This window comes from Pseudomonas sp., assembly GCF_051660785.1.
In the GTDB taxonomy this organism is placed as follows: Bacteria; Pseudomonadota; Gammaproteobacteria; order Pseudomonadales; family Pseudomonadaceae; genus Aquipseudomonas.
In genome coordinates this window covers 79,788-104,090 of sequence record NZ_JBOFQE010000085.1, presented here as the reverse complement: position 1 = coordinate 104,090, position 24,303 = coordinate 79,788, and the positions used below count along the sequence as shown (strand labels likewise).

The window sequence follows — 24,303 nt, the reverse complement described above, 5'->3', positions numbered from 1 at the left end:
GGGAGCTTGCTCCCGCTGGGTCGCGCAGCGGCCCCAAAAAAAGGACTGCTGCGCAGCCAGCGGGAGCAAGCTCCCTCGCCACAGGTTCAGTGTTACACCTGTAACGTTGAATCAGACGAAGGAATCGTCGTCGCCGCCAAAGAACGATGAGCTGTCATCGCTGTAGTCGGCGTCGGTAAAGCCGCCTTGATCATTGGAGTTGTCAGCCACGCGCTGATCATCGCCCCAACCGTTGTCACCGCTCTGATCGTTGACCTGGGCCGGCTCTTCCTTGATGACTTCCACCACTTCCGGTTGTTGATTGTGCTGGAACAGGCTGCTGATGCCTTGTGCCAGCATCACACCACCGGCCACACCGGCAGCGGTTTTCAGCGCGCCGCCGAGGAAACCGCTGCCGACGGGTTGTTGTGGTTGTGCGTAATTCTGCTGAGGCGGCGCAGCACCGAAGTTCTGTTGCTGTGGCGGCTGCGAGTTGAACGACGGCCGCCCCGGCTCACGCCAGCCGCCACTGGAGGACGGCGCGCTTTGCGTCGGTGCAGGCTGCGGATCACGGGAGCCGCCACCGAAGATGCTCGACAGGAAACCACCGCTGGCGGGCGCCGCCGTCTGAGGCTTGGCCGATTGCAGTTCGGCCTGCAGTTGCTGAACTTGCTCGGCGAGTTGCTTGTTCTGTGCGTCGAGGCTCTTGATTGCGGCCTCTTGCACCAGAATCGCCTGGGTCATGAAATAGCCTGCCGCAGGCTGGCGAGTCAGGTGTTCCTTGATCCGCGCCTCGGCCTGGGCGTCGCGCGGGGCTGAGTCCGTTTCGGCCTGCTGCAGCCGGGAAAACAGTCCATCGATCAGGGTTTGTTCTTCGCTGTTCATGGCGACCTCGTAGATTGCCGGGGAAATCGTTGACCTTCTCCAGGGAGGATACGGCGCTCGACCTTAATGGAGGCTGAAACAAGTTGTTTCAATGACCTTTACCGAACGTTTACGTTTGCGCCCCAAAGGGCTTCATCGGTTAAAGTGGGCCACTGCTTTCAACCTGCGATACCAACTGATGAATCCGTTCGAAGTACTGCGTGACTCTCTGTATTTCTTCAAGCGCAATCTGGGCCAGATTGTGCGGCTGTGCCTGCCGCTGGTGATTTTCGAAGCGCTGCTGCAACAAGTGGTCGATCGCTCCACCGAACCGGACAGCTTTCCCGGTATCAGCATCATGGTCGGCCTGCTGGTCTATCCGCTGTACACGGCCGCACTGATCCTGTTTCTCGATGCCCGCAGCCGTGGCGAATCGCCAAGCAACCGCGAGCTGTTGTCGAGGTCGGCTTACTTGTGGCCACGCTTCGCCCTGCTCACCGCCCTCAATACCTTGCTGATCCTGCTCGGCCTGTCGCTGTATTTCCTGCCGGGCATCTGGCTCATGGTGACCCTGGCATTCGGTGAGTATCTGTTGGTGCTGCGCGGCCTGGCCCCGCTGGCGGCGATGAAGGAAAGCCTGCGCCTGACCCGCGGCCATTTCCTGCGCATCCTGGCGTGCATTCTGTGTGTGATGGGCCCGTTGTGGGTGCTCAAGGGCGCGACCCTGGCGATTTACCCGGAGCCGCAGAACCCGGTGATTTCGCTGCTGATCGACAGCGCGCACAGCTTTTTGCAACTGTTCACCAGCGTCGTGGTGTTCCGGTTGTTCATGCTGATTGTCGATACACCGGAAAAGATTGATCGACCTCTTTGAGAGCGACACGGACCCTTGTAGCAGCAGCCGAACGCAGGCTTCGTCAGCTGCTACAAAGTGATGTGTCACGGCTAATCGATGTATACGCCGTTTCACCCTTGGGAATAGACCCGACGCTCGGTTATGCTCAGGCTCATCTTTTGTAACGCTATAAGCCGAGCCATGACCCGTCTACTGCGCTACACCTTGCTGGGCCTGCTGATCGCGGCAGGCCTGATTGCCCTGATCTACAACCTGACCTGGCGCCCCGGAGCCAAGGAAGCATTACCGGTCAGTTGCAGCACGCAGGCGCCCACGCTGGTGCCCGGCCAGGCGTTGAAAGTGATGACCTGGAACGTCCAGTACCTGGCGGGTAAACGCTATGTGTTCTGGAATGACCTGGCCGAAGGCGACGACGAAAGCCCCACCCCCGAAGACATGGCCTTCAGCCTCGATGAAGTGGCGCGGGTGATTCGCGACGAACAACCCGACATCGTGCTGTTGCAGGAACTGGATGACAACGCCAATGCCAGCGATTACCAGAACCAGTTCAAGTTGCTCCAGGAACGGCTCGCCGACCTTTATCCGTGCAGCGCTCACGCCTTCGACTGGAAAGCTGATTTCGTGCCGCTGCCGCACATCTTCGGCAGCGTCGGTCGGCAACTGGCAACCCTCAGCCGATTCCAGATCGAACACGCCGAACGCCTGCAATTGCCGGTCTCGCCAGCCAACATCATCAGCCGTCAGTTCAAGCCGAAAAACGCCTTGCTGGTGACCTATCTGCCATTGAGCGACGGCGGGCAGATCGCGGCGCTCAATACCCATCTGGATCGCGTCATCCAGCCCGATGAAACCCTGCAAGCCCAGGTGACAGCCGTGGCCAGGGTGCTCGACAAATTTGAAAGCCGTGGCACCCCGTGGTTGATCGGTGGCGACTTCAACCTGCTGCCGCTGGGCCAGTACCGACGCCTGCCCGACGAACAACGCACGCCCTACTCCGCCGACAGCGCATTGCATGTGCTGTGGGACAAATACCCGATGATCCCGACCAACAACGAGGCCGGCGGAATCGACTGGACACGCTGGCTGACCCACTACCCGAATGATCCAGGCTTGAACGGCCCGGACCGGACGGTCGACTACCTCTTCTACAGCCCGCGGATCAAACGGGTCGAGGCCATGGTGAGGCAGGACGATACCTTGCGGATCTCCGATCATTTGCCGGTGATTGCGCGGTTTTTGTTGCCGGCTGCACCGTAATCTCAGGCAACCGCAGAACCTGTGGGAGCGAGCCTGCTCGCGATAGCGGCGGGTCAGTCGACATCACCATTTCCTGACACACCGCAATCGCGAGCAGGCTCGCTCCCACAGGGATTGTGCATGACTGGCATCAATGTTCGTCCTCCAGTTCATCATGCAGCAGCCCGAAAATCCTGCGCTTCATCTCGATAAACGAGCGCTCCATCACCATGTCCAGGGTCCGCGGGCGCTCAATCGGCACGTCCAGAATCTGCTTGATCCGCCCAGGCCTGGCGCCCATCACGTAAACCCGATCGCCCAACAGAATCGCCTCGTCGATATCGTGGGTCACGAACAACACGGTCTTCTTGCTGTTGCCCCAGACCCTCAACAACAGCTGCTGCATTTGCAAGCGCGTCTGGCTGTCGAGGGCGCCGAAAGGCTCATCCATCAACAGGATTTGCGGATCATTGGCCAACGCCCGGGCTATCGCCACGCGCTGCATCATGCCGCCGGACAGCTGCTTGGCGTAGTTGTCGGCGAACCCGGTGAGGCCGACTTCATTGACGTAGTAGTCGACGATTTCCTTGCGCTGCGCCGCCGCCATGCCGCGCCGCTTGAGGCCGAATTCGACGTTCTGCCGCACCGTCAGCCACGGGAACAGCGTATAGCTCTGGAACACCATGCCGCGATCCGCGCCGGGTCCTTGCACTTGCTGGCCACCGACATAAATCTCGCCTTCCGTGGGCTCGTTCAGGCCCGCTGTGAGGTACAGCAAACTCGACTTGCCGCAGCCCGACGGCCCGACCAGTACGGCGAATTGTTGATCCGGCACTTCGAACGACACCTGCTCCAGCGCGGTAAACATCCCGCCGCCAGGTTTCTGATAACGCAGGCTGACTTTGTCCACTTGCAGCCGTGGCGCGGCTTGCACCGGGGCGACCGTGGGTGTGACGAAACGCGGGTTGACGGCGCTTACTGAGCCCATGCGGTGATCCTCAGACGTAGAAAACGGAACAGTTGATCGGTGACCAGACCCAACAGGCCGATGATCGCGATGGCCAGGAAAATCACATCCACTTGAAAGCCGCGCATGGCTTTCAGGCTCAAGTAACCCAGGCCACTGGAAGCGGCGACCAGTTCGGCGACCACCAGATAGGTCCACGCCCAGCCCATGGTCACGCGCAGTGTGTCGAGCACACCCGGCAACGATGCCGGCGCGATCACATGCAGCACCGCATCGCGGCGGGTCGAACCCAAGGTGTAGGAGGCGTTGATCAGGTCCTTGGAAATGCCTTTGGACACGTCCGCGATCATCACCAGTTGCTGGAAAAACACGCCGAAGATGATCACCGACACCCGCTGCTCCAGACCGATGCCGATCCACAGAATGAACAGCGGCACGAACGAAGTGACCGGCAGATAGCGGATGAAATTCACCATCGGCTCTAGGAACGCCTGAACGATGCGGAAGCTGCCCATCAGCAGCCCCAGCGGCACCGCCACCAGCGACGAGACAATGAAACCGACCATCACCACTTCGAGACTGGCCCACACGTGCAAACCGAGCGTACCGTCGCGGCTCAGGCGCACGGCGGCTTCAACCACCGCGCCCGGGGTCGGCAGGAACATGCCCGGCACCACGCCACCGTAAGACAACCCGGCCCACAGGCTGATCAACAACACCCAGGCCAGGCCGCTCGCGCTCCAGATCACCTGCACGGGCAGGCCGGTCTTGGGCGTGATGCAGCGGCTCAGCCATGAATTGCGCTTGAACATGCGGACCTCCTACAGCGGGCTGACGAAGCGGTTGTCGATCAGGTCGTCATTACTGACGTTGTAGGGTTTGCCCTGCAATTCACTGGCGGTTTCGTTGGCCAGTTTGATCAGTGGCTCGCTGTCGCCCGGCTTGCCCGGTGAGCCGAGGAGTTTTTCGCTCATGGCCTGATCGTAGAAACGCACGCCTTTCGCGGCGGCGGCCAGCTCCTTCGGATCGGCGAGGTAACCGCCGACGCCTTTGGCCATGATTTTGTAAGCCTCTTCCGGATGATCCTTGGTGTACTGCACCGCTTTGTAGAGACCGGCGACCAAGGCCTTGACGTCTTCCGGCTGCTTCTCGATGACCGTGCAATTGAGCGCGACCACGTCGACGATTACGCCCGGTGTGCTGCTGCTGTCGATCAGCACTTTGCCCTGCTGCTTGTTGCGCACCATCGACAGGTGCGGCTCCCAGGTCACGGCGGCGGGCACGCGACCGGCGATGAACGCGGTGGCGGCGTCATCGGCCGTCATGTTCTGCACGGTGATGTCGCTCATGCTCATGCCGTGTTTTTTCAGCAGGTACGACAGCCAGAACTGCGAGGTCGACCCTTCGTTCACCGCCACCGCCTTGCCTTTGAGCTCTTGCAGACTCTTGATGTCCTTGCCCACGAGCACGCCGTCGCCACCATGGCTGTCATCGAGTGCGGCTACGGCTTTGAAGCAGAATTGCGGACGGTATTTCAGCACTTCATCAATGGTCGACGCCGAGCCCGACAACTCGCCCGACGCCTGCGCGGCCATGTACATCGAGGCTTCTTCGACGACGGGCAATTCGACGGTCAATCCACCTTCCTTGAAGTACCCAAGGTCCTGAGCGAGATAAAGGGTGCCGTATCCGACCCACGTGGTGTGGCCGATGGACAGTGTGCCGGCCTGGGCGCTGGTGGCGACCGTGGCGGCGATGGCGGTGATCGCCAATGGATGAGCGACGCGGTTAAGCAAGGACTTGATCATGGAGCACTCCCAAAGCTGTTGATTTAGTTTTGTCATGGGCAGTACGGCCAGTGGCCTTGGATCAGTTGCCACCGGTGGTCTCTGATGGACCTTTCGGTGGTCAGCATTTGGCTGACTGGCGAAGTCGATGTTGGACCAGGGGCGGGAATAGGAAAATCAGGAAATATGTCGTTGGGAGTGATGAAAAAACTGGGTAGCGTGCGCCGTAAAAGGGCGGGTTTGGCGGGGGTGCACGGGGTGGGTGCAAAAGGTGAGAGGTGTGGTGAATCGGCAAAAGCCATCGCGAGCAGGCTCGCTCCCACAGGGTTTCCATGTCGCCCTCTCTACCGAGGTCAACACCATTCCAATGTAGGAGCGAGCCGGCTCCGGGCGGCGTTCCGACGATTAAGGTCCGAAGGACCTTCCTGCGATCTCAGAGCCGGCCGTATTCCTGAGCCGTACGATCAACCGCTTTCAGGGTTTTGCCGACCAGTTCATCCACCTCTTCCCGACTGGCAATCAACGCCGGCGCCATGATCATCCGCCCCAACGTCGAGCGAATAATCACGCCCTCTTCAAAGCCGATCGTGCGGCAACGCCAGGCGATGTCGTTCTCATTGGCAAAACGCTTGCGGCTGGTTTTATCCTCGGCCAATTGCAATGCCGCGACCATGCCGACACCCTGGATATCCCCCACCAACGGGTGATTGCCAAACACCTCACGCAAACACTGTTGCAGGTATGGCCCGATGTCATCCTTGACCCGCGTCACCACCCCTTCATCGCGCAATGCCGTGAGGTTGGCAATCGCCACCGCTGCCGCCACCGGGTGCCCGGAATAGGTCAAGCCGTGGGCAAAAACACCGCCCTGCTCCACCAGCACCTCGGCCATTTTCTTCGACAGGATCAGCCCGCCCATGGGGATGTAACCGGAGGTCAGACCCTTGGCGATCGACAGGGTGTCCGGCTCGAATCCGAAGTGCTCGTGAGCGAACCATTCGCCGGTACGACCGAAGCCGCCGATCACTTCATCCGCGCACAACAGCACATCGTACTTGTGGCAGATCCGCTGAATCTCCGGCCAGTAACTTTCGGGTGGAAAAATCATCCCGCCCGCGCCCTGGAACGGTTCGGCGATAAAGCCTGCGACCTTGTCCGCGCCCAGTTCGAGAATCTTCGCTTCCAGTTGCTGCGCCGCCCGCAGGCCGAATTCAGCCGGAGTCAAGTTGCCCTCGTGGGCGAAAAAGTATGGCTCGTCGATGTGTTCGATGTCGGGGAGCATGCCGCCCATTTCGTGCATGAACTTCATGCCGCCGAGCGCCGTCGCCGCCAGGGTCGAGCCGTGGTAACCGTTCCAGCGACCGATCATGATTTTCTTCTCGGGCTTGCCGAGGATCGTCCAGTAACGCCGTACGGTACGGATCAGCACCTCGTTGGCTTCGGAGCCGGAGTTGGTGTAAATCGCGTGGCTGTAGTGCCCCGGCAACAGGCTGAACAGCAGCTCCGAGAGCTCGATGACCTGCGGGTGGGTGGTGTGGAAAAACATGTTGTAGTACGGCAACTGCTCAAGCTGCCGGGTCGCTGCAGCGGCCAGGTCCTTGCGGCCGTAACCGAGGTTGGTGCACCACAGCCCGGACATGCCGTCGAGGTAACGCCGACCATCGTTGTCCCACAGGTGCAGGCGCTCGCCACGGACCATCACCCGCGGTCCTTCATCGTTGAGCGCTTTCTGATCGACGAATGCGTGGATGTGGTGCGCAGCGTCGGCGGCCTGGTAGTCGCGGGTTTCACGTGGTGTGGTCATCGCCAGTACTCCGTTTTGTTATAAGCGCAGCTGAAACCAGGTGGTCTTCAACTGGGTGTATTTATCGAACGAGTGCAGTGACAAGTCGCGGCCGAAACCGGACTGTTTGCCACCGCCGAAAGGCACAGTCACGTCGAGCGCATCGACGCAGTTGACCGACACCGTGCCCGCTCGCAATTGCCGCGCCACACGGTGGGCGCGATTGAGGTCGTCGGTCCACAGCGAGGCCGCCAATCCGTAGACGCTGTCGTTGGCCAGTTGCAAGGCGTGGGCCTCGTCGTCGAACGCCGTGACCGCCAGCACCGGGCCGAACACTTCGTCGCGAAACAGCGGCATGTCCGGGCTTACGTCAGTAAAAATCGTCGGCTGAATGAAGTTGTCGGAGCCGTTGAAAATCGACTGCCGACCACCGCACACCTTGGTCGCGCCGAGGCGTTCGGCCTGCTGGATGAACTTCATGATGCGTGCAGTCTGGCGGTTGTCGACAATCGCCCCGGCGCTGCTTGACGGGTCCAGCGGATCCCCCGGCAACCAGCGCTCGGCCTGCGCTTTGAGGTGCTCGACGAACTCATCATGGATCGAACGCTGCACCAGCAACCGCGAGTTGGCCGAACAGACTTCGCCCTGATTAAAGAAGATCCCGAATGCGGCTTTCTCGGCGGCCAGGTCCAGGTCCTGGCAATCGGCGAACACCAGATTGGCACTCTTGCCGCCGCACTCCAGCCACACCTGTTTCAGGTTCGATTGCGCCGAATACTGCATGAAATATTTGCCGACTTCGGTGGAGCCGGTGAACACCAGGCAATCGACGTCCGGGTGCAAACCGAGGGCTTTGCCAGTCTGCTCGCCGAGACCCGGCAGCACGTTCAGCACGCCTGCTGGCAGGCCGGCTTCCAGCGCCAGTTCGGCCAGACGCAACGCAGAAAACGGTGACTGCTCGGCGGGTTTGAGAATCACCGAATTGCCCGCCGCCAGCGCGGGCGCGAGTTTCCACGCGGCCATGTCCAGCGGGAAATTCCACGGCACCACGGCAGCGACCACGCCCAGCGCTTCGCGGGTATTGGTCGCCAAAACGTTCTGCGCGCTCGGGGCGATCTGGTCGTAGAGTTTGTCGAGGCTTTCGGCGTACCAGCGAAACACCCCGGCGGCGCCCGGCACGTCGATGTTGTAGGCGTCCATCACCGGTTTGCCCATGTTCAGCGAATCCAGCAGTGCCAGTTCTTCGCGGTGGGTCATGATCAGATCCGCCAGGCGCAGCAGCACTTGCTTGCGCTCGCTCGGCGAACGCGCCGACCAAGTGCCGGCCTCGAATACTTGCCGCGCATTGCGGACCGCCGCCTCCACCTCTTCAGTACCGCAAGCGGTCACGTCAGCCAGGCGCTGGCCTGTGGCGGGGTTGATCGCCGTGAAGGTCTGCCCTGACTGCGCCGAACGGGGTTTGCCGTCGATCACGGCCAGATCGGGAAACCGCAGCGCGGCGGCTTTTTTTTGCCAATATGCAAGCTCGAACACGTTCAGATGCTCCATGGGCTTTTCTTGTGTTTTGGATGGTGGCCCAGGCCCGAGTCCAGTAAAAATAGTAAAAATGTCTTCGCAGACCATGAAAAAACTGGGCAGCCAATCTCCCCGGTTGCACGGGATGTGGTTATTGTTCAAACACAACAACACCGTCGTCAGAACGGATGCAGTCGGCGCAAAAATTGCCTGGATGTCGAGTCCATCCACCCCGAGGTTTGCCGTGGCTGCCTACAACCTGCGTCAATTGAAGTACTTCATCACCACCGTCGAATGCGGCAGCGTCGCCGAGGCCTCGCGCAAGCTGTACATCGCCCAACCGGCGATTTCCACGGCGATCAAGGGCCTGGAGGACAGCTTCGGCGTGCAACTGCTGATCCGTCATCACGCCCAGGGCGTGTCCCTGACACCGAGCGGTGCGCGCTTCTACCGCAAGGCCCAGGAACTGCTGCGCATGGCCAAGGAGTTCGAACAGAACGCCCTGGCCGATAACGACGTGGTGGCCGGGCAAATCGATATCGGCTGCTTCGAAACGGTCGCGCCGCTGTACCTGCCGCAGTTGATCGCGGGGTTTTCGGCGCTGTACCCAGGGGTGAAAATCCGCATCCGCGACGGCGAGCAGCAGGAGCTGGTGCAAGGCTTGACGTCGGGCACGTTTGACCTGGCGATCCTCTATGAGCATGAACTCGACGCCACCATCCAGACCGAACCGCTGATGCCGGCGCAGCGACCTTATGCGTTGCTGCCGGCGGACCATCGCTTCGCCCAGCTCAAGCAAGTGTCGCTGCGCGATCTGTGCCTGGAGCCGATGATTCTGCTGGACGTGCAACCAAGCCGGACCTACTTCGTCAGCTTGTTCGAGGAATTGAACCTGTCGCCGAACATTGCCTTCAGCTCACCGTCGATCGAGATGGTGCGGGGCATGGTCGGGCAAGGGTTCGGTTTCTCGATCCTGGTCACTCGGCCGCATTCGGAATGCACCTACGATGGCAAGAAGGTGGTGTGCGTGGACATCATCGAAGATGTCACCGGATCTGGATTGGTGGCGGCGTGGCTCAAGCGTGGGCAACTGACCAAGCCGGCGCAGTTATTTGCTGACTACTGCCGGGAGCAGCTCACTGCAAAGGCCCAGACAAGAACCTGAGTCTGGTGAAATTCCTGTGGCGAGGGAGCTTGCTCCCGCTCGACTGCGCAGCAGTCGCCAAACCATTGCACGCGGTGTACCTGAAACACCGCGGTGGCCAATTTTGGGGCGGCTTCGCCACCCAACGGGAGCAAGCTCCCTCGCCACAGGTTCTATGTTCGACCTGATTATTTACGCGGTTTGATCCGCGCCGTAGCCTCAGCCACCAACGGATCATCCGGCCAGTAATGCTTCGGATACCGCCCCTTCAAATCCTTCTTCACCTCGGCATACGTGCTGCGCCAGAAGTTCGCCAGGTCCTGGGTCACCTGCACCGGCCGCCGCGCCGGGGACAGCAGATGCAGCTTCACCACTTGCCGGCCTCCGGCGATGCGCGGGGTATCGGACAGACCGAACAGCTCCTGTAAACGCACCGCCAGAATCGGTGGCTGCTCGCTGTAATCCAGTCGTATCGAAGAACCCGACGGCACGCTCAGATGATGCGGTGCCTGCTCATCGAGCCGTTGCGGCAGCGGCCATGGCAGCAGATTGTGGACGATGCTCGACAAGTCCAGGTTGGCGAAATGACTGAGTCGCGAGACCTTGCCCAAATACGGCATCAACCAGTGCTCGAGGTTTTTGAGCAGCGCGGCGTCGCTGACATCCGGCCACTCACTTTCGCTCTTGCTGCCAAGGTCCAACTGGCGCAACAACGCCACCCGCGCCTGCCACTGACGCAACTCCGGGGTCCACGGCAACAGTTCCAGTCCCTTGCGGCGTACCAGATTCACCAGCGCCTGACTGCGCGCGGTTTCATCCAGTCCGGTCAGCGGCTCACGGCTGAGGATCAATTCACCGACCTTGCGCTGACGCTCGGCGCGCAACACGCCTTCGCGTTCGTCCCAGTCCAGTTGATCGACCACGCGCACTTGCTCGGCCAACACCGAATCGAACAACGCTGGATCAAAATCCGTCGCCAGATAAATCCGTTCCTCACGCTGGCCCTGACGACTGCCGAGATCGGCAATCACCAACCACGCCTGCTTCATCAAACTGTCCGCTTCAGCGAACAACGCCGCACGACCGTTGGCCAAGCGATATTCAGCGCCACCGGCCCGACGTTGCTGGGCGACGCGGTCGGGATAGGCCAACGCGAGCAGCGCGCCGAGCCAGCGCGGATGATCGGGATCGCTGACCGGCTCCGACGCTTTGCCGCGCAGGTAACCGCGATACTGCCGCGCCAGTTGCCGGGCGCGCTGCACGCCGCCCTGAGCACCGCGAGCGGCCCGTTCTTCGCCGGATAACAAGACCAATCGGCTGTGCAGATCCGCTCCGGCGCCACGCAAGATATCCCGTTCGCCAAGCAATGCCGCGACATCGCAAGCCATGTCAGCCAAACCGAGGGCCTGCCCGCGCAACAACAGATGGGCGATACGCGGATGCGCCGGCAGTTCGGCCATGGCCTGACCGTGACGGGTCAGCGCTTCGCCATCCAGCGCGCCCAGGCGATCAAGCAGATCCTGCGCCTGTGCATATGCCGCGGCGGGTGGCACGTCGAGCCACACCAGTTGCGTCGGAGTAACGCCCCATCGCCCGAGCTGCAAGGCCAGGCCTGCGAGGTCGGCCGAAAGAATTTCCGCGCTGGCATAGGCCGCCAGTTGTTCGTGCTGATCCTGCGACCACAGGCGATAACACACGCCCGGCTCCAGCCTCCCTGCCCGGCCGGCGCGTTGAGTGGCGCTGGCCTTGGAAATACGCTGGGTGTCGAGCCGGGTCATGCCGCTGCCGGGATCGAAACGCGGCACCCGCGCCAGCCCGGCATCAATCACCACGCGCACGCCGTCGATGGTCAGGCTGGTCTCGGCGATGTTGGTCGCCAGCACCACTTTGCGTTTGCCCGCTGGCGCCGGATCGATCGCTGCGCGTTGAGCGGCGAGGTCCAGTTCACCGTGCAACGGGCAGAGCAACACCTGCGTGTTCTCGCCCAGCGCATCAGCCAACTGCTGATGCACACGACGGATTTCCGCCTGCCCTGGCAGGAACACCAGAACGCTGCCGGTCTCATCACTCAAGGCTTCGAGAATCGTCTGCACCAGACGCGGCTCGATGAATTCACCGGGCTGGAACGGCCGGCCCCAGCGCATCGCCACCGGGTACATCCGGCCTTCACTGCGCAGGATCGGCGCATCATCGAGCAACCCGGCCAGGCGTTCGCCCTCCAGGGTTGCCGACATCAAAAGGATTTTCAGCGGTTGATCTTCACGAAACAGCTCCCGGCCATTCAGGCTCAAGGCCAATGCCAGGTCGGCATCGAGACTGCGCTCGTGGAATTCATCAAAGATCAGCAGACCCACACCTTCCAGCGCCGGGTCATCCTGCAAGCGCCGGGTGAGAATGCCTTCGGTGACCACTTCGATACGGGTCCTGGGGCCGACTTTGCTGTCGAGACGAATGCGGTAACCGACAGTTTCACCGACCTTCTCCCCCAGCTCACTGGCCAGACGCTCCGCCGCCGCCCGCGCCGCCAGACGGCGCGGTTCAAGCATCAGAATGGTCTGCCCGGCCAGCCATGGCTCGTTGAGCAAGGCCAGCGGAACACGGGTGGTTTTACCAGCGCCGGGCGGTGCTTCGAGCACGGCTTCGTGGCGTGTCGCCAAGGCTTCACGCAGCGCGGGTAAAACTTCATCAATCGGCAGAGAAATCATGCTGGCTCCAAAACAGAGCGACGAGTATAACGGCGAACTGCCAGGCGTTAATCACGGTCCTAATTCATATAGACGACGCTTCGTTTACCAGATGACTCAGGAGATTTCCTATGCGTGTTCCCTTTCGCTTGATTGGCGGTGTTTTGGTCGCCACCCTGCTCACCCAAGTCACCGCGTGCGGATCGATTTTCTACCCCGATCGCCGTGGGCAGATTGACGGCAAGATCGATCCGGCCATTGCGGCGCTGGATGCCGTGGGTCTGCTGTTCTACATCATCCCCGGCCTGATCGCGTTTGCCGTGGATTTCGCCACCGGCGCGATTTACTTCGAGCCTGGACGCACCGCTCAGGTGGCGCCGGAAAAACTCAAGGAAGCGATCGGCGCCGACGGTAAGGTTGATAACCACAAACTGCAGACCATTCTCGAAACCGAGCTGGGCCGCAGCTTCCCGCTGGATGACCCGCGCCTGATTCAGCACAAGGGCAGCGCCCAGCAACTGGCGATGTTCGGCCTGCAACCTGCCGCGTAACCCGTGCATAAGAAGGAACGACAGCACTATGATTTCCAGCGCCGAACACGCCCGCCTGCTATGGCTGGCGACCCGTGCCTCGGTGGCGGTGGCGTGTACGCTGATCGTCGCCAAAGCCATCGCCTGGTGGTTGAGCGGTTCGGTGAGCATGCTCGCCGGGCTGACCGACTCGGCGCTCGACGGCGTCACCTCCTTGCTCAACTTGCTGGCGGTGCATTACGCCTTGCGGCCGGCCGATGACGATCACCGTTATGGGCATGGCAAGGCCGAATCGTTGGCGGGCATGGCTCAAGCGCTGTTCATTGGCGGCAGTGCGGTGTTGATTGCCTTGCAGGCGATCGAGCGGCTGAAACATCCGGAACCGGTGGGCGCGCCATGGATCAGCATCGGGGTGATTGTGTTCTCCCTGGCGCTGACCCTGGCATTGCTTATGTTGCAACATCGGGTGGTCAAGGCCACAGGCTCGAATGCGGTACGCGCCGACTCCCTGCACTACCGCTCGGACATGCTGCTCAATGGCAGCATTCTGGTAGCGCTGGTGTTGGCCGGGTTTGGATGGCATCAGCTCGACGCGTGGTTTGGCCTGGGGATCGCCGGGTATATTTTCTGGAGCGCAATTCAGATCGCCCGGGAAAGTTTTACGGTGCTGATGGATGAGGAGCTGCCGCCGGATGTCAGCCAGCACATGCTTGAACTGGCCTGCAGCGTTCCGGGGGTGTTGGGCGCGCATGACCTGCGCACGCGGGTTTCCGGCAACCAATGGTTCGTGCAGTTGCACCTGGAATTGCCGGGAGACCTGACTCTTTCAGTCGCCCACGGCATCAGCGATCAGGCCGCCGATGCGATTCACGCCGCTTACCCGCGAGCCGAGGTGCTGGTGCACGCCGACCCGCAGGAAGTGGTGCTGGCCGCCAGAGCTCAGAAAGAAACCTGATAACCGCGACTGCTCAGGCAATTGCCTTGGGCCTGGCGGTAGGCTTGCACCACCGACGGGTCTGGCTGATAGGTGGCCGTTCGCGGATTGAAGCCACTTTGCTGCACCGCATATTGATAACACTCGTAACCGTCCTGGTTGACCTGTTCCGGCGACTGACCGTTGGCCGGGTAGGCTTCTACGTCGTAACTGTTGCTGACCGGTTGCGTCTGCGGCTGAGCCTGGATTGGCGGCTCGACCACAACGTAATCCTGAGAGCTTTCCTGATAGGCGTAATACGAGCCCGCCGCCAGGAACAGCAGCGCCCCGCCGATCCACACCTCACGCGCGTAATCGGGCAAGTAGCTGACGCGAATCCCGCGAGGCGGTTGCACCACCACATAGCGCGGGCCTTGCGGGCGATACCAGTAGCCCCCGGAATAGAAATAATCCCGGCCACCATAAGGCACGCGGTAGTCACGATCCGGGAAGCGGTCGATCACATGACCCGGCCGATACTGCGGACCGGGACCCCAGCCATTACCGTGCCCGTCCGGACGACCGGCCCAGCGACGATCATCGGGACGCGGACCGTTGTTTTGCCAGTGCTGGTTGTAATCGTTGCGTCGAGGAACGTCCTGATAGTAACCACGTTGCGGCTGCTGGGTCTGGCGCACAGCATCGGGCCGACCCTGGATCGGCAGGTCATTGGCCGGTAGCTGCGGAGGTGGTGGCGGTGAACGAACAGGATTGTTGTAGTTGGGCTGCTGACGGTTCTGCCATTGGCCGTTGTTCTGGCCGTTGTTCTGATTCTGGCCGTTGTGCTCGAACTGGCGGCTGTTGTCGCCACGAATGATGTCGTTGTTCTGCGGGCGCGGCTGGTTATTGCCGCCATGCCCCTGATTGTTGCCCTGATGGCCGTCCGATCCACGTTGCCCGCCATCGGGGCCACGGTTTTGCTGATCATCGGCCAGCGATTGCGCAGTGACACTCATACACAGCAAACCAACACCGGCCAAACGCCAGATGCGCGACTTCATGCTTTTCCTCACTGCGGGTTAGGGCCTGTACGTAAGACTGGGAAAGCACAGGGCGGTTCTGCAACAGGTTATCAGTCGCGCAACTTATTTATTGAGGGTGCCGACAAATTCCAGGCAAAAGAAAAGGGAGACCCGTCGGCCTCCCTTTGAGAACTTCGTCCGTGCTCGACGCTTATGACGTCGGCTCACCTCACGCCGTCTTCTGGACAGTGTGTAGCTCGGGGGCCGGCACATCCCCTGTGGGGGTGGCGGCCGCCGCCGGCCTGATTCGGCGAGCGGCTGTGGACTGTTTGTCCGAGCAGTGATTCTGGTGATAAGAATAGGCCTGAGGCGCTGGCAGAGGATTGCGAAGATTGCTCAAATAAACATCACTTGCGCAATTTTTAACCCTGGATAGATAATCTGCCGCAATAGTTATGACAAAGGCCTGATTGATGAGCAAACTCGACCGATACGACCTGAGTATTTTGGCGGAATTGCAGCGTGACGCGCGCATCTCCAACCAGGAGCTGGCCGAACGCATCGGCCTGTCGCCTTCGCCTTGCTCACGCCGGGTCAAGCAATTGGAAGACGACGGCTACATCACCCGCCAGGTGGCGCTACTGGACCGCAAGATGCTCGGCTTGAGCCTCACGGCCTACGTGCTGATCGGCATGGACCGACATACACCGGAGCGTTTCGAAAACTTTGAAGCAGCGATTCGAACGTTGCCGCAGGTGCTGGAGTGCAGTTTGGTGACGGGGATGGATGCGGATTATCAGCTTAAAGTCGTCGTGCCGGACATGGATCATTACCAGAAACTGCTGCTGGGGCATTTGACCCGGATTGAAGGGGTGACGAGTGTGCGGTCGAGTTTTGTGTTGAACCAGGTTTTGAACAGTACTGAGTTACCGCTGACTCATTTGCGCAGCTAGTTTCTCTGTGGCGAGGGGATTTATCCCCGTTGGGTTGCGAAGCAACCCCTAAAAGCTTCGGCCAGTGCTACGCACTGGAACGGGGATAAATCCCCTCGCCACAGTGTGTCTTCAGACAAATGACTGCGACACACTGCCGCAGGTCAATCCTCCACCACTCCCCCATGCCGTATACTCCAGCGCCTTTAAGCCCCACCCGCGCTGGAGATACTCAATGGATCCTGCCGTATTCGAAGAGTGGATGATGACCGGACTGGTCAGCATCCTGATCATTTTCATGGGTTTCATCGTCTGGGATCTGGCGAAGAAATCCAAGGCCGGACGCTTTGGCTCGATCATCCTGTTCTCCGTACTGGGTCTGGGCGTGGCCGCGTTCGTGATCAAAAGCGTGGTGATCGGCCTGATCGAATCCGGCGCGTTATAAGCGCGCCGGCACTTCCTTCCACTGGCCCTGATCGAGCCCTTCGATCGTCCAGTCGCCAATCCTGACCCGCACCAGACGCAACGTCGGCAACCCGACCGCCGCCGTCATGCGCCGCACCTGACGGTTACGCCCTTCGCGAATCACCAATTCCAGCCAGCTCGTCGGCACGCTTTTGCGAAAGCGCACGGGCGGGTTGCGTGGCCACAGTTCGGGTTCATCCAGTTGCCGCGCTTCGGCCGGCAAGGTCATGCCGTCGTTGAGCTCGACGCCATCACGCAGACGTTGCAACTGCTCAGTGCTCGGCTCGCCCTCCACTTGCACCCAATAGGTCTTCGCCAGTTTGTGTTTCGGGTCGGCGATGCGCGCCTGAAGCTGGCCATCATTGGTCAGCAACAGCAAACCTTCGCTGTCGCGGTCCAGCCGTCCTGCCGGGTAGATCCCCGGAATCTCGATGTAATCCTTGAGGGTCGCGCGCCCTCCTTCGTCGCTGAACTGCGTCAGCACATCGAACGGTTTGTTGAACAGGATCAGCTTCGGCTCGGCCGGCGGCGCTTTGGCGACACGGCGCGGGGCTGAGGAGGATGGCGCAGGTTTCGCGCCAGGGCGGCGAGAAACAGGACGTTGAGGACGAGACATGGGAAAAGGAGCATCTAACGGTCAGGGCTGCTAATGCTAGTGCCCTGACCGCTAAATGGCCATGACTGTTAGCGGAACGGCGGCTCGTCGAAGCTGCGCAGTTTGCGCGAGTGCAGCGAGTTGAGTTCGGTGCGCAACAGATCCACCGCCTCGATCCCGATCTTCAAGTGCTGGCTGACCGCGCGCTCATAGAAGGCGTTGGCCGAACCCGGCAGCTTGATTTCGCTGTGCAGCGGTTTGTCCGAGACGCAGAGCAACGTGCCGTACGGCACCCGCAAGCGATAACCCTGGGCCGCAATGGTGCCGCTTTCCATGTCCACTGCCACGGCGCGAGACAGGTTGATCAACGGACGTTCCTGGGCCCAGCGCAATTCCCAGTTACGGTCGTCGTAAGTCAGCACGGTGCCGGTACGCAGGCGTTTCTTCAGCTCGTCGCCCTTCTCGCCGGTGATGTTGGCGGCCGCTTGCTGCAAGGCCATTTGCACTTCGGCCAGCGCCGGAATCGGAATGTTCGGCGGCACCACGCGATCGAGAATCCCGTCGCGACGCATATAAGCGTGCGCCAGTACGTAGTCGCCAATGGTCTGCGACTGACGCAAACCGCCGCAGTGGCCGATCATCAGCCAGCAATGCGGACGCAGCACCGCCAGGTGGTCGGTGATGTTCTTGGCGTTGGACGGGCCGACGCCGATGTTCACCAGGGTTACGCCATGGCCGTCGCTGGCGATCAGGTGATACGCCGGCATCTGATAGCGGTGCCAGACCACACCGGCAGCAATGGCCGAGGCTTCGCCGTGGTCCATGCTCTTTTCGATGATCACGTTGCCGGGCAACACCATGCGCACGAAACGCGGGTCGCTGCGCAACTGTTCCAGGCCATGGACGATGAACTGGTCGACGTAACGGTGGTAGTTGGTCAGCAGAATCCACGGCTGCACATGACGCCAGTCGCTGCCGGTGTAATGCACCAGCCGGCGCAGCGAGAAATCCACCCGCGCGGCATCAAACAGGGCCAGTGGCAGCGGATCGGTGTTTTCCCAATCATACAAACCATCGGCAATACCATCGGTCGCGGCCGACAGGTCGGTACTCGGGAACACCCGCGCCAGCACGGCGGCGGTGACGCCGGAGCCGGCCAGCTCATCGCCCTGCTCGACCACGTACGGATAAGGAATGTTTTGCTGGCTGATGCCGACTTCCACGGTCACGGTGAAGTCGTGCATCAACGGCACGAGTTGTTCCAGCAGGTATTTGCGGAAGGCCGCCGGATGGGTGACGGTGACGCTGTAGGTTCCGGGTAGCTGGACCTTGGCATAGGCGCGCGTGGTCTGTGGGACTTCGCCCTGGCAATGGTAGGTCAGACGCAGTTCGGGATAACGAAACATGGCACGCTGTTCTGCGTCCGGCTCAACTCGATCCTTGAGATAACGCTTGAGCGCCTGGTTCAGCGCGGTGGTTGCACGATTGTGCAAGAGCGCAAGCCGGTCCACGGCTTGCTCGGCGGTTTGAACGACAATAAAAGCTTCGGTCACGATCAGCATCCTGTGTTCTGACTTGCAGTGCTTCATCTTGCCTGCATCGTCGCTTCACGGGAACAGCGGTGGTTACACAAATGCCAAGTCCACCATAGATCCAATGTGGGAGTGAGCCGCCCGGAGCCGGCTCGCTCCCACAGGGGTTTTGTGTTTTTTACAGAAGCGGCGTCGAGCGGGCGACGATCGCTTCCACATCCAGCCCTCGCGGCAACGCGCCGTAGACCCGACCGGCGGAGCCGAGGCGACTGGCGATAAAGGCATCGCTGACAGCCGAATTGCCGGCCTCCAGCAACAGCTTGGCCTGAAGCCCCAGCGCGATGTCTTCAGTGAGCTGCCGCGCGCGGTATTGAATGTCGCTGGTGTCCTTGAACGCCGTCTGCAACTGGCTGATGTGCGCGGCCAGACGTCTATCGCCATGACCATCGCCCAACTCGCTGAACAACACATCGAGCACACCCGGCTCTTTCGACAACGCCCGCAGCACGTCCAGGCATTGCACGTTGCCGGAACCTTCCCACGTCGAATTGACCGGTGCCTCACGGTACAGACGCGGCAGGATGCTTTCTTCGACATAACCGGCGCCACCCATGCATTCGGCGGCTTCGTTGATCATTGCCGGCGCACGCTTGCAGATCCAGTACTTGCCCACCGCCGTCACCAGTCGGGCGAACTTGGCTTCATGGCTGTCATCCAGATGATCCAGCGCCTTGCCCATGCGCAGGCTCAAGGCCAGTGCCGCTTCGCTTTCCAGCGCCAGATCGGCCAGTACGTTTTGCATCAACGGTTGTTCGCTGAGTAGCTTGCCGCCGACCATGCGGTGAGCGCAGTGATGGCTGGCCTGGGTCAGCGCCTGACGCATCAATGCGCTTGAGCCGACCATGCAATCGAAGCGAGTCATGGCGACCATCTCGATGATGGTCGGAACACCGCGCCCTTCTTCACCGACCATCCACGCCAGCGCCCCGCGAAATTCCACCTCGCTGGAGGCATTGGAGCAGTTGCCGAGTTTGTTCTTCAGGCGCTGGATGTAGAACTGATTACGCGTGTCGTCCGGGCGATGGCGTGGTAGCAGGAAACAGGTCAAACCCTTGTCAGTCTGCGCCAGCGTCAGGAAGGCATCGCACATCGGCGCCGAACAGAACCACTTGTGACCCACCAACTCATAGGCCTGGCCGGGACCGCTGGCACCAACCGGATACGCTTTGGTGGTGTTGGCCCGCACGTCGGTGCCACCCTGTTTCTCGGTCATCGCCATGCCGATGGTGACACCGGCCTTGTGGGCCATGCCGACATTGCGCGGATCGTATTCGGTCGAGAGGATTTTCGGCAGCCACTGCTTGGCCAGATCCGGTTGCAGGCGCAACGCCGGGACACTGGCGAAGGTCATGGTCAGCGGGCAACCGCTGCCGGCTTCGGCCTGGCTGTGCAGATAGGTCATGGATGCGCGAGCCACGTGGGCGCCAGACTGCGGATGCGCCCAGGGCAACGAGGTCAGACCGTGTTCGACCGCCGTGCGCATCAACTCGTGATAGGCCGGATGAAATTCCACCAGGTCGATGCGATGGCCGTATCGGTCATGGCTGACGAACACCGGTTTGTTCTGATTGGCCAGGAACCCTGCCTCCATCAGCGGCCCGCCGGCCAATGCGCCATACGTGTCGATCCGCGACTCGGCCCACCCGGCACCAAAACGCCGCGACCATTCCTGCAAAGGCAAGTCGATGCGGTAGAGGTTGGTGCCGTCCAGCGACGGAGGCTGGTTGGTGACTTCGTGGGTTTCGGCGAACTGATGCAGGTTCATGACGGGGCTCCTTTGGTCAGCCAGGACTTCAGTTAAGCACCGCCCCCCGACCGAACAAAGTGTCATACCTGCCTAAATGTCGGCGCTTTCGCCTTGCCCCGAGGAGAGCACCCTTCGATACAGCGCTGCTTGCAGATCTTCGAATTTCACCGGTTTGTTCAAGTAATCGATCAAGGCGCCGGTCGGGCAGCGCTCCCGGTCGGCACTCACGGCGACCACGAACACCGGCAATTCGGCGCAGCCTGGCAAGGCGCGGATCTGGCAGCACAGGGAGGTACCTTCCAGCGTCGGTGACTGACAGTCGAGCAAGACCGCGTCGAAGGTTTCACGCTGCAACAGATCGAGCGCCGCAGCGCCGCTGTCGGTGGCGCGCACCCGGAAGCCGAGCTTGAGCAACATGCCGCGCATCACCAATTGATTGATGCTGTTGTCATCCACCAGCAGCACCGTGCAGTCCTGGGGCAATCGAAGACGGGGGAACTCGCGTGTCATCAAGGGCACGACCGGCCGCTCGACCACGGGCAGTTCGAACTCGACATCCAGCTGGAAGCGGCTGCCGCTGCCGGGCTCGGATCGATGGGTCAGGCGCCCGCCGAGCAACTCGACCAGTTGGCGGCAGATCGCCAGGCCAACCCCCAGACCACCGTATTCGCGGGTCATGGAGCCGTCGAGCTGGAAGAAGCGCTGATACAGCGTTGCCTCACCCAAGTCGGTGAAACCAATACCGGTGTCGATCACCGCAAATGACAACGACACCCGCCCGTTTTCCACCGGCTTGCCCGTCACACGCAGCGCCAGTCCACCGATCCGGGTGAACTTGATGGCGTTGTCCAGCAGGCATTCCAGGCATTGCGCCAGCTTGGCGCTGTCGCCGTTCAAGCGATCCGGCAGGCCCGGCGTCACTTCCACTTTGAAGTTCAGGGACTTGCTTGAAGCATTGCCCTCGAACTGGACGCGCAAGGCTTCGACCACACCGCGCAAACTGAACGTTGCCGAACTGACCTTGAGCTTGCCGGCCTGCAATTCGGTCAGGGTGAGGATGCCGTTGACCATGCGCATCATGTCCCGTGCGGAACTGGCGGCGGTTTGCTGGTATTGCTCCAGTTCCGGGTCCATCTCCACGGTTTGCATCAACTCAAGTGAACCGATCACACCGTTCATGGGTGTGCGCAATTCGTGGGTCAGGGTGGCGAGGAATTCGTCTTTGAGCTTGTTGCTGTGGGCCAGTTGCTGGTTCAACACTTCGAGCTTCTGACCGGCATCGAACAGCGTCTGCGCCTGCTGCTCGCGCATGGCGTTGATGCGGTCGGCCAGGGCCAGGGACAGCAACGCCACTTCGATGGCAGAACCGATCTGACTGGAATACATGGTCAGGAACACGTTCGGCAGGTAACCCAACACCATCATGGTGTTGACGATGCCGCCGAGCAGGAAGGCCGACCAGGCAATGATGAAATACCGCGCCACCCGCAGACCACGCAACCAGGCGCACAGCCCGGCGATGAAAATCACCACGGTGAAAACCAGTGCCAAAGCTGTCGCCAGGCGCAAGGCCAGGGCGTAGCTCGCCATCAATGACAAGCCGATCACCACTGCACTGAACGCTACCAGCGCCAACAGCAACCGGTCGAGCCAGCGACTGTGGCTGGCCGTCTGCAAGAAGCTGCGGGCGAACTGGCTGCCGAACAGGCCTGCGCAACCGATGAAAAACGGCGTCGCGGCGTTGGCCCACCACGGGTTGTCGGGCCAGAAATACTCCACCGCCGCGCCGTTCACTGACAGCTGATACAGGCCGAAGGAAGCGATGTAGAAGATGTAATAGAGGTAGCTGGTGTCGCGTACGCTGAGGTAGATGAACAGGTTGTAGACCAGCATCCCCAACAACACGCCGTAGATCAGCCCGAGCACATAAAGGCGGACCGGCTGTTCTTCGAGGTAAGCGGTGCTCGACCACAAGGTGACCGGTGCCTGGATCGACCCTTGGCTTTGCAGGCGCAGGTACACGGTTTGCGCCTGGTCAGGCGTGAAGTTCAGATCGAACAGGTAGTTGTTCTGGCGCAATTCACGACTGGAGAACGGTAGTGCATCGCCGGTTTGCCGGGCCAATCGAAAATCACCGCCAGCATCGGGCAAGTAGAGATCGAGGTGATCGAGGGGCGGATAGGCCAGTTCCAGCAGCCAGGTCCGTTGCGCCGCCGGGTTGGTCGGGCGGTAACGAAGATCGATTTTCAGCCAGAACACCGAATGCGAATAACCGGCGTTGAGGGTGGCTTTATCGTGAGACTTGAAGTTTCCGGCCGCGGCTTGCGCACGAACATCGGCGATGGTCGCCTGACCGCCCGCGTCTTCGTAGACCAATAAGGCCCGGCCCAAGGGAAGGCTCTGGGTGAATTCGTCGAATTCGACGGCGCTCGCCATGAGGGGCAAGCACAACAGCAACATCAGCAAATAGCGCATTTAAGCCCCAGCGTGGCCTGTCCGGTTATCTCAGGAAGCCCCTCATTCCCTTTGAGTAGACGTAAAACCGGTATTACCTGTTATTGGTTTGGATCCACTCTAGCATAGCCGTTGATGGCCATTGAGCACCATTGAAATTTTTCCTGCAAAGGCTCTAGTACGGGCGTTCCAGCGACGCGTATTGAGATAGAGCTGCTTAGCCGGTCAGGTTGTGACATTTGCGAACTTCTGTGGCGAGGGAGATTGCTCCCGTCCGGCTGCGCAGCAGTCGTATAACCAGACGCTACGGTGTAACTGACAGAATGTTTGGGGGGCGCTTCGCAGCCCAGCGGGAGCAAGCTCCCTCGCCACAATGTTATCGGCAGACCCGGTGGGCACTGCACCCGAAAATCGATGTTTGGTGGTAAGCTCGCGCACCATGAATATCTACAGCTCTCGCCCCGTTGTCCTCTGTCTCTCCGGCCACGACCCAAGTGGTGGCGCCGGCTTGCAGGCAGATATCGAAGCCCTGCTCGCCCAGGGTTGTCATGCGGCCCCGGCCGTCACCGCCCTGACCGTGCAAGACACGGTCAACGTCACTGACTTTCGCGTGCTCGACCGCGAGTGGGTGCTGGCCCAGGCCAACGCCGTGCTCAACGACTCCGAAGTCGCTGCCGTGAAACTGGGCATGCTCGGTTCCCTGGAGATGGTCGACACTGTCGTCGAACTGCTCTCGGCGCACCCGCACTTGCCGGTGGTCTGCGACCCAGTGCTGCGCGCCGGTGGCGGCGGACGCCTGGGCAAGGACGAAGTCGGCTACGCCATGCGCGAACGCCTGCTGCCCCTGTCGGTCATCGCCACCCCGAACCTTCCCGAAGCCCGCATCCTCGCCGAACTGCCCGAAGGCACCGCGGACGAGTGCGCTGAAAAACTCCTGCCGTTCGTCAAACACCTGATGATCACCGGCGGCCATGGCGACGAACACGAAATACACAACCGCCTGTACAGCCGCGACGGCCACCGCGAAACCTTTACCTGCCAACGCCTGCCCGGCAGTTATCACGGTTCCGGTTGCACCTTGGCCAGTGCCCTCGCCGGTCGTCTGGCCCAGGGCGAACATCTCGCCAGTGCCGTGCAGACCGCACTTAACTACACTTGGCGTACCCTGCGTGATGCCGAGCAGTTGGGCAAAGGCCAGTTCGTGCCGCGTCGCCTGCCGCTGGATTTCTGTTCGTAAC

The 24,303-nt window shown here is 60.9% G+C and carries 20 protein-coding genes; 8 read left to right on the top strand and 12 right to left on the bottom strand.

Features of this window, described 5'->3' with window-relative positions; all coding sequences use genetic code 11:
• Window positions 1-111 precede the first annotated feature (111 nt).
• Window positions 112-864, bottom strand: a complete 753-nt coding sequence (locus ACRC4F_RS22840; RefSeq protein WP_438661381.1) for a DUF2076 domain-containing protein — start codon at window positions 862-864, stop codon at window positions 112-114.
• Window positions 865-1,042: 178 nt separating this feature from the next.
• On the opposite strand from ACRC4F_RS22840, the gene ACRC4F_RS22835 reads away from it, so the two are divergent.
• Both ACRC4F_RS22835 and ACRC4F_RS22830 read left to right on the top strand, forming a co-directional pair.
• Window positions 1,043-1,717, top strand: coding sequence for a YciC family protein (locus tag ACRC4F_RS22835; protein ID WP_438661380.1), 675 nt, complete (start codon window positions 1,043-1,045; stop codon window positions 1,715-1,717).
• Between the two features lie 162 nt (window positions 1,718-1,879).
• Window positions 1,880-2,956 (top strand): endonuclease/exonuclease/phosphatase family protein, encoded by a 1,077-nt coding sequence (locus ACRC4F_RS22830; protein WP_438661379.1) that lies wholly within the window; start codon window positions 1,880-1,882, stop codon window positions 2,954-2,956.
• Between the two features lie 130 nt (window positions 2,957-3,086).
• Here the strand turns inward: ACRC4F_RS22830 and ACRC4F_RS22825 are convergent, their stop codons facing one another.
• The 5 genes from ACRC4F_RS22825 to ACRC4F_RS22805 form a co-directional block, all read right to left on the bottom strand.
• Window positions 3,087-3,923 carry an ABC transporter ATP-binding protein gene (locus ACRC4F_RS22825; RefSeq protein ID WP_438661378.1) on the bottom strand — a complete coding sequence of 279 codons (837 nt, stop codon included), beginning with the start codon at window positions 3,921-3,923 and terminating at the stop codon, window positions 3,087-3,089.
• Entirely contained in the window at window positions 3,911-4,714 is an 804-nt protein-coding gene (locus tag ACRC4F_RS22820) for an ABC transporter permease (protein WP_438661377.1), read from the bottom strand. The genes ACRC4F_RS22825 and ACRC4F_RS22820 overlap by 13 nt, the downstream gene beginning before the upstream one ends.
• Before the next feature lie 9 nt (window positions 4,715-4,723).
• Window positions 4,724-5,710 carry an ABC transporter substrate-binding protein gene (locus ACRC4F_RS22815; protein WP_438661376.1) on the bottom strand — a complete coding sequence of 329 codons (987 nt, stop codon included), beginning with the start codon at window positions 5,708-5,710 and terminating at the stop codon, window positions 4,724-4,726.
• A 412-nt stretch (window positions 5,711-6,122) separates the two neighbouring features.
• Window positions 6,123-7,493, bottom strand: coding sequence for an aspartate aminotransferase family protein (locus ACRC4F_RS22810; RefSeq protein ID WP_438661375.1), 1,371 nt, complete (start codon window positions 7,491-7,493; stop codon window positions 6,123-6,125).
• 18 nt (window positions 7,494-7,511) lie between these two features.
• Window positions 7,512-9,005 carry an aldehyde dehydrogenase gene (locus ACRC4F_RS22805; RefSeq protein ID WP_438661387.1) on the bottom strand — a complete coding sequence of 498 codons (1,494 nt, stop codon included), beginning with the start codon at window positions 9,003-9,005 and terminating at the stop codon, window positions 7,512-7,514.
• 226 nt (window positions 9,006-9,231) lie between these two features.
• Here ACRC4F_RS22805 and ACRC4F_RS22800 point away from each other — a divergent pair, with 226 nt between their 5' ends.
• Window positions 9,232-10,152 (top strand): LysR substrate-binding domain-containing protein, encoded by a 921-nt coding sequence (locus ACRC4F_RS22800; protein WP_438661386.1) that lies wholly within the window; start codon window positions 9,232-9,234, stop codon window positions 10,150-10,152.
• 167 nt (window positions 10,153-10,319) lie between these two features.
• Here ACRC4F_RS22800 and hrpB read toward each other — a convergent pair whose 3' ends face one another.
• Window positions 10,320-12,836 carry an ATP-dependent helicase HrpB gene (hrpB, locus tag ACRC4F_RS22795; protein WP_438661374.1) on the bottom strand — a complete coding sequence of 839 codons (2,517 nt, stop codon included), beginning with the start codon at window positions 12,834-12,836 and terminating at the stop codon, window positions 10,320-10,322.
• A 110-nt stretch (window positions 12,837-12,946) separates the two neighbouring features.
• On the opposite strand from hrpB, the gene ACRC4F_RS22790 reads away from it, so the two are divergent.
• Together ACRC4F_RS22790 and ACRC4F_RS22785 are read left to right on the top strand one after the other, a co-directional pair.
• A complete protein-coding gene (locus ACRC4F_RS22790) occupies window positions 12,947-13,366 on the top strand; it encodes a polyribonucleotide nucleotidyltransferase (protein WP_438661373.1) in 420 nt (139 codons plus the stop codon).
• A 28-nt stretch (window positions 13,367-13,394) separates the two neighbouring features.
• Window positions 13,395-14,300 carry a cation diffusion facilitator family transporter gene (locus ACRC4F_RS22785; protein WP_438661372.1) on the top strand — a complete coding sequence of 302 codons (906 nt, stop codon included), beginning with the start codon at window positions 13,395-13,397 and terminating at the stop codon, window positions 14,298-14,300.
• Here the strand turns inward: ACRC4F_RS22785 and ACRC4F_RS22780 are convergent.
• Window positions 14,285-15,319: a DUF6515 family protein gene (locus ACRC4F_RS22780; RefSeq protein WP_438661371.1), complete on the bottom strand. Its 1,035-nt coding sequence runs from the start codon at window positions 15,317-15,319 to the stop codon at window positions 14,285-14,287. The genes ACRC4F_RS22785 and ACRC4F_RS22780 overlap by 16 nt on opposite strands.
• A 434-nt stretch (window positions 15,320-15,753) precedes the next feature.
• On the opposite strand from ACRC4F_RS22780, the gene ACRC4F_RS22775 reads away from it, so the two are divergent.
• Both ACRC4F_RS22775 and ACRC4F_RS22770 read left to right on the top strand, forming a co-directional pair.
• A complete protein-coding gene (locus tag ACRC4F_RS22775; RefSeq protein ID WP_007894448.1) occupies window positions 15,754-16,233 on the top strand; it encodes an Lrp/AsnC family transcriptional regulator in 480 nt (159 codons plus the stop codon).
• A gap of 214 nt (window positions 16,234-16,447) precedes the next feature.
• Window positions 16,448-16,657, top strand: a complete 210-nt coding sequence (locus ACRC4F_RS22770; RefSeq protein WP_438661370.1) for a DUF2788 domain-containing protein — start codon at window positions 16,448-16,450, stop codon at window positions 16,655-16,657.
• Here ACRC4F_RS22770 and ACRC4F_RS22765 read toward each other — a convergent pair.
• The 4 genes from ACRC4F_RS22765 to ACRC4F_RS22750 form a co-directional block, all read right to left on the bottom strand.
• Window positions 16,652-17,293, bottom strand: a complete 642-nt coding sequence (locus ACRC4F_RS22765) for a pseudouridine synthase (RefSeq protein WP_438661369.1) — start codon at window positions 17,291-17,293, stop codon at window positions 16,652-16,654. The two genes, ACRC4F_RS22770 and ACRC4F_RS22765, sit on opposite strands and share 6 nt — an antisense overlap.
• Window positions 17,294-17,361: 68 nt before the next feature.
• The gene (gene amn, locus ACRC4F_RS22760; protein ID WP_438661368.1) at window positions 17,362-18,861 is read right to left on the bottom strand and encodes an AMP nucleosidase; all 1,500 of its coding nucleotides are present in this window, start codon (window positions 18,859-18,861) and stop codon (window positions 17,362-17,364) included.
• Between the two features lie 121 nt (window positions 18,862-18,982).
• The gene (locus tag ACRC4F_RS22755; protein ID WP_438661367.1) at window positions 18,983-20,629 is read right to left on the bottom strand and encodes an acyl-CoA dehydrogenase family protein; all 1,647 of its coding nucleotides are present in this window, start codon (window positions 20,627-20,629) and stop codon (window positions 18,983-18,985) included.
• Window positions 20,630-20,701: 72 nt separating this feature from the next.
• Window positions 20,702-23,086 carry a hybrid sensor histidine kinase/response regulator gene (locus ACRC4F_RS22750; RefSeq protein ID WP_438661366.1) on the bottom strand — a complete coding sequence of 795 codons (2,385 nt, stop codon included), beginning with the start codon at window positions 23,084-23,086 and terminating at the stop codon, window positions 20,702-20,704.
• Window positions 23,087-23,504: 418 nt separating this feature from the next.
• On the opposite strand from ACRC4F_RS22750, the gene ACRC4F_RS22745 reads away from it, so the two are divergent.
• Entirely contained in the window at window positions 23,505-24,302 is a 798-nt protein-coding gene (locus ACRC4F_RS22745; protein WP_438661365.1) for a hydroxymethylpyrimidine/phosphomethylpyrimidine kinase, read from the top strand.
• The last annotated feature ends 1 nt before the right edge of the window (window position 24,303 follow it).